Source organism: Roseobacter sp. HKCCD6576-2 (genome assembly GCF_013179285.1).
Classification (GTDB): Bacteria; Pseudomonadota; Alphaproteobacteria; order Rhodobacterales; family Rhodobacteraceae; genus Rhodophyticola; species Rhodophyticola oceani.
Genome location: NZ_WVNW01000030.1, coordinates 1 through 9,779 on the forward strand (window position 1 = coordinate 1; position 9,779 = coordinate 9,779).

The window sequence follows — 9,779 nt, forward strand, 5'->3', positions numbered from 1 at the left end:
CAATCGTGCCAATGTTCACATGCGGCTTACTACGCTCAAACTTTTCCTTTGCCATTCCCGTGGCGCCTCGTCGTTTAGGGGGCCATATCGAGCCCGGTTCAACATCGCGCGCTCGTTACTCAGATGCGGGAGAAAAATCAAGCGTCAGTTGCTGATGGGCTCCGGGCAATCGTCCGAAACCAGGGGATCACAGGTGGCAGTCTCCACCGCGAAAGACGCAGGCGTCTCGGCAGAGGGATCAACAGCGGCGTCTATTTCGGAGGCCTCTACATCGCCGACGGCCGCGGTCTCAGCGCCCAAATCTTCGGTTTCGGCCTCTGCTTCCAGATCGGGCTCCTCTGCCTCGGCAATGGCGGCGACTTCGGCCGCATCCGTGGCCGCAAGGTCCGGATCGAGATTGAACCATTCGGGGTTTTCCAGCATCCAGAGTTGCACCCGGCGCGCGGCATTACGGGCCAGAATCTGCATCTGCTCTTCCCGCGACCGCACAAGACCTGATCCAATGACCGAGGCCGCGCTGGCCCCTTCGAACACCGTGATCTGGTTTGGTTCTTCATGCAGCTTGGCCTGCAACTCGTCATCCCAGACATTGGCGGAGATCACCAGGATCGACTTCGGAGCCAACACCACCGGAATGCCCGGGGGCGCAAGGGAGTACCCGTCAATATTGATCGCGATATGATAGAGCCGGTCCCCTTCATAGCTGCCAAACCGGCGGTCGATCTCGGCTGTCATTGCCTCTTCCCATTCCTCGGGTGTCGCACGGCGCGACGGGGGCACCTGCTGCATGTTGTCGGCCACCACGATGTTAAAGGCGAGGCGGAAGTCCCCCATATCGGGCAGCTCTTCCTCAAGCGGATCCGGCGCGGCGCAGGCGGCCAGAAACAGACACAGGCCAATCGCGGCAAGACGGGTCATAATGCGCATGCGGTTCCCCCTGGATGAGCAGCCGCTTAGCCTTACCGCAGCATACCGCCTCGCGCAACGATACCGCCATATCCGGCAGCAGAGAGATGCCGAAAGGGCACCGCCCGTTTTGGTCCAGTTTCTGTTCGACGGGCGCCGGCCTGAGCCAAACCCTGAATGGGTGCAGGCGAGGTGGAATCTTGCGCCGTCAGGCGCTCAATTTGACGATATACCCGGAGAGATCAGCCCTTTGTGCCTCCCGACAGAGGCGCGCCTCCGCCGCAAATCCGCTGCAACGCGGCCCAATCCTCCGCCGACAGCACCGGGTCGCCAGGCGTGAACCCAACCGCCGCAGCCGCAGCGGAGGCTTCGATCCGGGTCAGAGTCTCCGGATGCGTGCTCAGATGTTGGAACACCCCCAGATCCATATCCAACCCTTGGTCCCGTATCCGTTGGAAAAAGACCCCCAAGGCGCCCGGCGAAATCCCTTCGCGCGCCAGAAGCTCATGCGCATAGGCATCGGCGCGCTCTTCGGCCTCACGGCTATAGGAGGAGGTGATCAATTGTTGCGACACCGCCGCCATGGCCGACCCACCCAGAAAATCGCCATAGACCAGCCCGATGATCCCAAAGGAGCCCATCGTGCGCAGCACGCCGCGGGTGCCGTCGCGATGCGCCACATGGCCGATCTCATGCGCCAAAACCGCCGCCACCTCTTCGGGGCTTTGCGCCGCCTCGATCAAGCCACGGTGGAAGGTCACATGCCCGCCGGGCAAGGCGGTTGCGTTGAGCGATGGCTCGCTGACCACACGCGCCTGGATCGGATAGGGCAGATCGAGCCCGCGCGTCAGTCGTGCTTGCATCCGATTCAACGCCGCCTGACCCGCCGGATCGGTGCACTCATAGGCCCCCATGGCTGGATAGATTTGCTCAAACAAACCCTGCCCGAGCGCCATCTCGGTCTCGGGCGGAATAAGCTCTGCGCCGCGATCGGCCATGACGGGGATCAGGCCGAACAGGATCGCGCCAAAGGCCACAACCGCCGCCGCAACCATGCCGACCATTTTCCGCCACGAGCCTTTCGGCGCGCCCAGTGTCTTCAGATCGGGCAAGGCCGTGACCAGTTCGCGCAGCGCCTCCGCCTCGCGGATCACCAGCCGCGCCGGCGCGTCATTGTCGGGTGTGAAAATGAACGCGTCTTCGCGGGCTTGATCCGGCACCTGTCGGATATCGGCCAGCCGCCACCGGATCTCCGCATGGGTTTCGACGTTTTTCAGCTCAAGAACCGCCGCGTCGCCCTGCCCCGCGACCCGCAGGCTGACGCGTTGAACCATCGGGGTGATCCCGTCAAAAAACTCAGCATAGCTCATCGCCATTTTGTCGGCGAAAGCCTGATTGCGGATCGCATACTCCATCAGAAGGCCCCTCCGACATTCAGCGCTTCGGCAAAGCCGCCCGCATCTCGGGTATCATCGCGATCCCGCTGACGGATGGTGCTGAGCAGCGACGGCTCGTGGATTTCCAAGGTCTCCGCCACATGGCGCACCATTGGGAAAGTTATGAAAATCTGCCGGAACACGTTGTAGAAGACGATAATGACCACCAGCGAAATAACGAAAAGCAGTGTCAGCGCGAGGATAGCCGACGGCTCTGGAACCGGTGCCGCGGGCCCGCTTGGCAGCGAGATGCCAACCCCCATGCCGATGGCAATCGCGGCGACAATCACGATCGTCGCGGCCACGCTTGTGGCCAGGTTGGTCAAGATGCCACCGATGATATGGATGAGCACCAGGGTCCGGGTGCGGGGGTGAATGTCGAACTCCAACCCGTCACCGAGGGTCTTCATCGCCGCCATCACCCGGAAACTCGCGACGCGGTAATAGACCGCGAAGAGAAAGGTCAGAAGAATCCCCAAGTTGCCGACCAGGAAAGGCCAAGCCGGGCCATTATTCACCGCCGTAGGAACGCCGCCAGAGGCCGACCCAAACGCGGTGGGAATAAGATAGCTCAATCCATACCCGTAAAGCGCCAGCGTGCCCCAGAAACAGATCAGGAACGGGATCAGGGGACCATAGAGCTGCCAGAAACTGCCGAATTGGGTGAAGCGCGCGGTGCCGAACCAGCTCCGATCGGTGAGGTATTTCTCAAGCTGGAATGTGCGCAGCGGCCAAAGCAGGCCAAGCGTGAGGAACGCCAATGCCGAATAGAGACAGGCCCGCCAGGCATACCCCCAGGCCCCCGCCGACATGCCAAAACGGATGCCACGCCAGCGGCTGCGTGACATGATGTAACGCCGGGCGCGATAACGCGCCATGAAGATGATCGGGATCAACGCCAAAGGTGTCGCAGCGGCCCCATACTCTAAGATGCCTGGGGTGTTTGCGCTTAGACGGATGGTGATGAACATCGCCACCACGTTGAAGAACGCCAGGTAGAGCGCCAAAAGGATGATCGCGAAGAGAAAGCCAATGAACTTCTCCGCGCCGGTGCCGGTATATTCCATCGGGGTGCCGCCGGGCCGAACCGCCGACCAATACCAACGCCGAAAGCGCGTGGTCTGCCAGAACCGGTAGAGACCGAAGGTCAACGCCGTCAGAAATCCGGTTTTCATAGCCAACTGAAACAGGTCGCCCCGCCCGCCGCCAAATTCCGTTTTGAGTGCCGACATGCCGCCTCTTTAGGTAAACCGATTATCCCGTGGAAAGCCGCGCGGGGCCATACGGCCAGCGCTGGCGCGCTTGCCCATCCATTCGGTCAAATCGGCCTCCGTCCGCGTGCGGCCTGCTGGATCGCTCCAGCTTAAGCCCTCGGACAGAGCAAAGGCGCAGGCGTCGGAAAGGCCCCCGTCTTTGTACTTTTGTAGGCGGACGCCTTTGCCGCGGCCCATCTCGGGCAGCTCCTCTAGCGGGAACACCAGAACCTTGCGGTTCTCACCTACGGTGGCGATGTGATCATCGCCCGGTGCCAGGGCGGTGCAGACCTTTGCGGTCACATCGCCTTTCACATTCAGCACCTGCTTGCCTGCGCGTGTCTGCGCCACCACATCGGCCTGCGGCACGACAAAGCCGTCGCCGGCCGAAGAGGCCACCAACAATTTGCCGTCAGGCTGATGAATGAACAGATCCACGATTTCGACCTCATTGGGCATGTCCACCATCAGGCGGACGGGTTCCCCCATCCCACGGCCTCCGGGCAAATTTGTGGCAGAAATCGTGTAAAACCGGCCATTGTTTCCAAAACTGAGCAGTTTGTCGGTGGTTTCCGCGTGGAATGCGAAGCGCGGTCCATCCCCGTCGCGGAACTTCAACTCAGATGTCAGGTCGATATGGCCCTTCATCGCGCGGATCCAGCCCATCTTTGAGCAGACGACCGTGATCGGCTCGCGCTCAATCATCGCCTCAAGCGGCACCTCTTCGACCTCTCCGGCTTCGGCAAATTGCGTGCGGCGGGCACCGAATTCGGAGGTTTTGCCAAATTGCTTGCGGGTTTCGCGCAGTTGGTCCGCGATATGGGACCACTGGATGCTCTCGTTTTCGAGGAGGTCTTCCAGCCCCGCGCGCTCTTCCATCAGCGCCTCTTGCTCACGCAAGAGTTCCATCTCTTCGAGCCGCCGCAAGCTGCGCAGCCGCATATTGAGGATCGCCTCAGCCTGCACCTCGGTCAATTCGCCCTCGCCGGGCGGCGGAGTTTTGTAATCGGCCTCAGATGTGGCGCGGACAAAATCACGACCCCAATCCTCGCGCATCAGCGCGGCTTTCGGGTCGTCATCATAGCGGATGATGTCGATCACCCGGTCGAGATTGAGGAAGGCGATGATGAAGCCTTCGAGCACTTCCAACCGATGGTCGATCTTCTCCAACCGGTGCCGGGACCGGCGGATCAACACATCGCGGCGATGATCGAGGAAAGCGCGCAAAACCTCTTTCAAGGAGCAGACCTTGGGTGTCCGCCCGTCGATCAACACGTTCATATTGAGCGAGAACCGGGTTTCCAGGTCGGAATTGCGGTAGAGCATGCCCATCAACAGGTCTTTGTCGACGGTCTTGGCACGCGGCTCCAACACGATCCGGATGTCATCGGCGCTTTCGTCGCGCACATCGGCCAGGATCGGGATCTTCTTGGTCTGGATCAGTTCCGCCAGCTTCTCGATCAGCTTGGATTTCTGCACCTGATAGGGGATCTCGGTGACCACGACCTGCCACTGCCCCCGGCCAAGCTCCTCGACGTCCCATTTGGCACGCAGGCGGAAGGCCCCCCGGCCCGTCCGATAGGTCTCGGCCATGCTCTCAGGCGGCTCGACGATCACGCCGCCGGTGGGGAAATCGGGGCCTTTGACATAGTTCAGAAGCGTGTCGTCGCGGGCATCCGGCGTTTTGATCAGATGCAGGCAAGCCTCGATCAGCTCATCAAGATTATGCGGCGGGATATTCGTGGCCATACCCACGGCGATGCCGCTGGAGCCATTGGCGAGCAGGTTTGGCAAAGCCGCCGGCAGAACCTCCGGCTCCTGCAACGTGCCATCGTAATTGTCCCGGAAGTCGACGGCGTTCTCGGCCAATCCTTCGAGCAACGCCTCCGCCACAGAGGTCATCCGCGCTTCGGTATAACGACTGGCCGCCGGGTTATCGCCATCGATATTGCCGAAATTGCCCTGCCCATCGACCAGGGGATAGCGAATGGTGAAATCCTGCGCCAAACGCGCCATCGCATCATAGATCGCGGCATCGCCATGCGGGTGATAGTTGCCCATCACATCGCCGGAGATCTTCGCCGATTTCCGGTAGCCGCCATTGGACGCCAGACGCAGCTCCCGCATCGCATAAAGGATGCGCCGATGCACCGGCTTCAACCCATCGCGCGCGTCAGGCAAGGCCCGGTGCATGATCGTCGAGAGCGCATATTGCAGGTATCGAGAGCCAATCGCCCGACTCAGCGATTCGCTTGTGTTTTTGTTTTGCTCTGGCGTGTTCTGCTCGCTCATTTGACCCCTTGATACGCAAGGACCGATCCACCGTAAAGCAACCAAAAGCGACGCGCCGGTGTTTTTTCCCCGTATCAGAATCAGCCAACCGGCAATAAACTGCCGATATTGTTTGAAGACTTCTATTCAAGGATTACTGCCATGATCCGTTGGACGATTGCGCTTTGCGCGTTGATTTATGTGGGCATGATTGTGGTGCCTGAGGCGGTGCCGGTTCAGCCGCAGACAACACCTGAGGTATCCACCCAGGCCGCGTTTGACCCCGCCGCCAACCTTCCCACCGCCGATGCAAGCGAGGGGGTACAGATCGCATCGACCCAGCCGCTTGAAGAGGGGATCTTGGCACCCGCCACAGCAGAGCCTGCGCCTGCGATGGTCGTCTTAGGCCCCGATGGTGAGATGATCGAGGTGACCGCCGTGATCCGGCCTGTCGACACGGCCAATGAGATGGTCCGCCTGGCCCGGCAGGTGGAGCCGGAGAATGCTGAAGCGATCGCGCCGCCCATCCGCGAGACGGTCTTTGTCACCGGCAGCCGGGTGAATATGCGTGCAGGCCCCTCCACCGCGAACCCTGTAGTGGTCGCGCTCGGCTTCGGCGCTGAGGCCGAGCTGATCGAAGAGGTCGCCGGCGGCTGGACCCAAATCCGCGATATCGAGTCCGGCCGAGTTGGCTATATGGCCGCACGCTTCTTGTCGCCAACCCGCCCCTAGGCCATTGCCCTGACGCCGCCCCTGCCCTAGGCATCGGATGCGATTGCGCGCGAGGGGTCTATGGCAAAATCTATCCTGATCACAGGCTGCTCTTCCGGGTTGGGGGAGGATGCCGCCCGCACCTTGCACGCCCGTGGCTGGCGGGTGTTCGCGACTTGCCGCAAGCCGGAGGATGTGGCGCGGTTGGAGGCGGAGGGGCTGGAGAGCTTCTTGCTGGATGTGGCTGATCCAGACAGCATCGCGGCCGGTATGGATGAGGCGCTCCGCCGGACCGGCGGCACGCTAGATGCGCTTTTCAACAATGCCGGCTATGGGCTACCGGGCGCGATGGAAGACGTCCCGCCCGGCGCGCTGAGGGAGATTTTCGAAACCAATGTCTTTGGGTTGCAAGACCTGACCATTCGCGCGGTTGCGGTGATGCGGGCGCAGGGCAGGCATGGCCGAATTGTGCAGCATTCCTCGGCCCTTGGCCGCGTGCCACTGCGCTGGCGCGGGGCCTATACGGCGACGAAACACGCGGTGGAGGGGCTGGCCGACACGATGCGGCTGGAACTGCGCGACACTGATATCCACGTCTCGATCCTCAATACCGGGCCCGTCACCTCGAAGTTCCGTATCAACTCCATCCCCGGCTTTGAGAAATGGATCGATTGGGAAAACTCCGCCGTCGCGGAGCGTTATCGGGCCCAACTGATCCGCCACCTTTATGAGGACACCGGCAAGGCGCCGTTCCAACTGGACCCGCCCGCTGTAACCGCCAAACTGATCCACGCGCTGGAAGCCCCCCGCCCGCGCGCGCGGTACTTCATCACAACCCCCACATGGATTGTTGAGATCGCCCGGCGTATCCTGCCACAATCTGTTTTCGACTGGTTGGTCGCCAAAGCCTAGCCAAACCGAAAAGGGCTGCTACATCGCCCATCACCACCAAAGAAGGACGTGCCATGCTGTCGGACCCGCTTTTCATCATCGTGGCACTTGCCTGTCTCGGCGTGCTGGTCATTTTGCTGATGGGGATCAATTCGTTCCGCATCGGCGGCGAATATGGCCGCAAGAACTCCAACAAATTCATGCGCTGGCGCTTGGCCGCGCAATTCGTGGCGGTGCTGTTGATCCTCGCCTTTGTTTACTTTCGCAGCCAGACAGGAGGCTGACCCAAGATGGTCGTTCTGAACAAAATCTACACAAAAACCGGCGATGCGGGCGAAACCGCTTTGGGCGATGGCAGCCGAGTGGCGAAACATTCGGTGCGGGTTGCAGCCTATGGCACGGTGGATGAACTGAACGCGACACTTGGCATGGCGCGGTTGCAGGCCGAAGGCGATATGGACGGCATGTTGGCCGCCATTCAGAACGATTTGTTCGATCTCGGCGCCGATCTCTGCACGCCCGGCATGGAGAAGGACAGCGAGCGGGAGTATCCGGCGCTTCGGATCACCGAAGCCCAGGTCTTGCGATTGGAATCGGAGATCGATGGGATGAATGCGAAGCTGACCCCGCTCCGCAGCTTTATCTTGCCCGGCGGCGCAGCGCTGGCCGCACATCTGCATGTGTGCCGCACGGTGGCGCGGCGGGCCGAGCGGATGAGTGTGGAACTGGCGACGATGGAATCGGTGAACCCAGAGGGGGTGAAATACCTCAACCGGTTGAGCGACTGGTTCTTTGTGGCGGGCCGGATCGCCAATAACGATGGCAAGGATGATGTCTTATGGGTTCCAGGTGCGAACCGCTGAAAGCGGCGAAGGCTCCAATGGAGCCTTCGGCACCTGGAAGGGCGGAGCCCTGGGGGACGCAAAGGGCGAAGCTCCTGGGACGCACCCGGGGGACGCCGCAGGCGCATCCCCCGCACCTGCCCCTGCGTCAGATTTGAGCACATCCCCAAACCTCCCCATATGGTCAATTGACGGTTAAGTTTTCTCCGCTAGGCTGAACAGGACTCGCATCGGAGGTCTCATGCTGCCACGCCGCGACCCATCTGCTTATTCCCGCGCCGAATATATTTCGGATGCGGTTGTGCATGTCTCGGGCATTTCGGCGGCGATGATTGCGGGCCCGGTGATGATCACCCTGGCAGCGGTGTGGATCGGCGACGCAACGATCATCACGGCCACGACGATCTATACGATCTGCCTGATCGCGATGCTTTCCTGCTCGGCGCTCTACAACATGATCCTGACCCCGGAATGGCAGGATCGGCTGCGCCGGATCGATCAATCGGCGATCTACCTGAAAATCGCGGGCACCTATACGCCGGTCATCGCCCTGGTCGGGCCGCATGCAGGCTGGTTCCTGGCGTTGATCTGGGGCGTGGCGCTGACAGGGGCCTCGATCATCATTTTCAGTACCCGGCATCCGCGCATCCTGACGCTGATCCTCTATCTGGGCCTTGGATGGGCCGGGGTCGCCTTGGGCGGCTCGGCCCTGGACGGGTTGAGTCAGGCGGGGCTGATCCTGCTTGTCATTGGCGGAGCGACCTATTCCGCCGGTGTCATCTTCCATGTTTGGGAAGGGCTACCGTTCCACAACACGATCTGGCATGTCTTTGTGCTGGTCGCGACAGGTGTGGTTTACGCCGCCGTTTTGGTCGAGTTGGTGCGCGCTTCGGGCACTTGACGTAACGCACGAACCACGTAACGCGGCGTCGGTTGGCCCGCCTGCGTCGATTTTGGACTGTTTTCATCGCTATAAGAACGATAACACACCTCGGGAATGGAGGCGTGTCTGGGCGATCCCGCTTAGGCCATGAATAGGAGTGACGTGCATATGAAGGTGTTGGTGCCTGTTAAGCGCGTGATTGACTATAACGTGAAGGTCCGGGTGAAAGCGGACGGGTCCGGTGTCGATCTCGCCAACGTTAAAATGTCGATGAACCCGTTTGATGAGATCGCTGTCGAAGAGGCGATCCGTCTGAAAGAAGCGGGCAAGGCCGTAGAAGTCATCGCGGTTTCGATCGGGGTGAAACAGGCGCAAGAGACACTGCGCACAGCGCTGGCCATGGGTGCAGATCGGGCGATTTTGGTCGTTGCCGCCGAGGATGTGCACCAGGATATCGAGCCGCTGGCTGTCGCCAAGATCCTGAAAGCCGTGATCGACGAAGAGCAGCCGGGCCTCGTGCTTGCGGGCAAACAGGCCATCGACAACGATATGAACGCCACCGGCCAGATGCTGGGCGCGCTGACCG

General features: G+C 61.1%; 9 protein-coding genes and 1 pseudogene. 6 read left to right on the forward strand and 4 right to left on the reverse strand.

The genetic code is table 11. From position 1 onward, the window contains the following. Positions 1 to 144: 144 nt before the first annotated feature. The 4 genes from GTF44_RS21395 to parC form a co-directional block, all read right to left on the reverse strand. Entirely contained in the window at positions 145 to 927 is a 783-nt protein-coding gene (locus GTF44_RS21395; RefSeq protein ID WP_253261407.1) for a hypothetical protein, read from the reverse strand. A gap of 221 nt (positions 928 to 1,148) precedes the next feature. Further along, on the reverse strand, positions 1,149 to 2,321 hold the full coding sequence (locus GTF44_RS21400; protein WP_171561504.1) for a M48 family metallopeptidase: 1,173 nt from the start codon (positions 2,319 to 2,321) through the stop codon (positions 1,149 to 1,151). Continuing rightward, positions 2,321 to 3,574 (reverse strand): DUF898 family protein, encoded by a 1,254-nt coding sequence (locus GTF44_RS21405; protein ID WP_171561506.1) that lies wholly within the window; start codon positions 3,572 to 3,574, stop codon positions 2,321 to 2,323. The genes GTF44_RS21400 and GTF44_RS21405 overlap by 1 nt, the downstream gene beginning before the upstream one ends. Before the next feature lie 9 nt (positions 3,575 to 3,583). Further along, positions 3,584 to 5,887: a DNA topoisomerase IV subunit A gene (gene parC / locus GTF44_RS21410; protein WP_171561508.1), complete on the reverse strand. Its 2,304-nt coding sequence runs from the start codon at positions 5,885 to 5,887 to the stop codon at positions 3,584 to 3,586. Positions 5,888 to 6,028: 141 nt separating this feature from the next. Between parC and GTF44_RS21415 the strand changes: the two genes are divergently transcribed. From GTF44_RS21415 to GTF44_RS21440, 6 genes and pseudogenes are all read left to right on the forward strand, one after another. Beyond that, positions 6,029 to 6,598 (forward strand): SH3 domain-containing protein, encoded by a 570-nt coding sequence (locus GTF44_RS21415; RefSeq protein WP_171561510.1) that lies wholly within the window; start codon positions 6,029 to 6,031, stop codon positions 6,596 to 6,598. Between the two features lie 60 nt (positions 6,599 to 6,658). After that, entirely contained in the window at positions 6,659 to 7,489 is an 831-nt protein-coding gene (locus tag GTF44_RS21420) for an SDR family NAD(P)-dependent oxidoreductase (protein WP_171561512.1), read from the forward strand. Positions 7,490 to 7,542: 53 nt separating this feature from the next. Further along, the gene (locus tag GTF44_RS21425; protein WP_145214900.1) at positions 7,543 to 7,752 is read left to right on the forward strand and encodes a twin transmembrane helix small protein; all 210 of its coding nucleotides are present in this window, start codon (positions 7,543 to 7,545) and stop codon (positions 7,750 to 7,752) included. A gap of 6 nt (positions 7,753 to 7,758) precedes the next feature. After that, entirely contained in the window at positions 7,759 to 8,331 is a 573-nt protein-coding gene (locus GTF44_RS21430; RefSeq protein WP_171561513.1) for a cob(I)yrinic acid a,c-diamide adenosyltransferase, read from the forward strand. Positions 8,332 to 8,551: 220 nt separating this feature from the next. Continuing rightward, positions 8,552 to 9,211: a hemolysin III family protein gene (locus GTF44_RS21435; protein ID WP_253261406.1), complete on the forward strand. Its 660-nt coding sequence runs from the start codon at positions 8,552 to 8,554 to the stop codon at positions 9,209 to 9,211. A gap of 150 nt (positions 9,212 to 9,361) precedes the next feature. After that, positions 9,362 to 9,779 (forward strand): annotated as a pseudogene (locus GTF44_RS21440) (electron transfer flavoprotein subunit beta/FixA family protein); the annotation flags it as partial.

Coding starts and splice junctions, on each gene's coding strand:
- GTF44_RS21430 (WP_171561513.1), top strand. CDS start 7,759: ATGGTCGTTCTGAACAAAATCTACACAAAAACCGGCGATGCGGGCGAA.
- GTF44_RS21400 (WP_171561504.1), bottom strand. CDS start 2,321: ATGGAGTATGCGATCCGCAATCAGGCTTTCGCCGACAAAATGGCGATG.
- GTF44_RS21435 (WP_253261406.1), top strand. CDS start 8,552: ATGCTGCCACGCCGCGACCCATCTGCTTATTCCCGCGCCGAATATATT.
- GTF44_RS21395 (WP_253261407.1), bottom strand. CDS start 927: ATGCGCATTATGACCCGTCTTGCCGCGATTGGCCTGTGTCTGTTTCTG.
- GTF44_RS21415 (WP_171561510.1), top strand. CDS start 6,029: ATGATCCGTTGGACGATTGCGCTTTGCGCGTTGATTTATGTGGGCATG.
- GTF44_RS21425 (WP_145214900.1), top strand. CDS start 7,543: ATGCTGTCGGACCCGCTTTTCATCATCGTGGCACTTGCCTGTCTCGGC.
- parC (WP_171561508.1), bottom strand. CDS start 5,887: ATGAGCGAGCAGAACACGCCAGAGCAAAACAAAAACACAAGCGAATCG.
- GTF44_RS21405 (WP_171561506.1), bottom strand. CDS start 3,574: ATGTCGGCACTCAAAACGGAATTTGGCGGCGGGCGGGGCGACCTGTTT.
- GTF44_RS21420 (WP_171561512.1), top strand. CDS start 6,659: ATGGCAAAATCTATCCTGATCACAGGCTGCTCTTCCGGGTTGGGGGAG.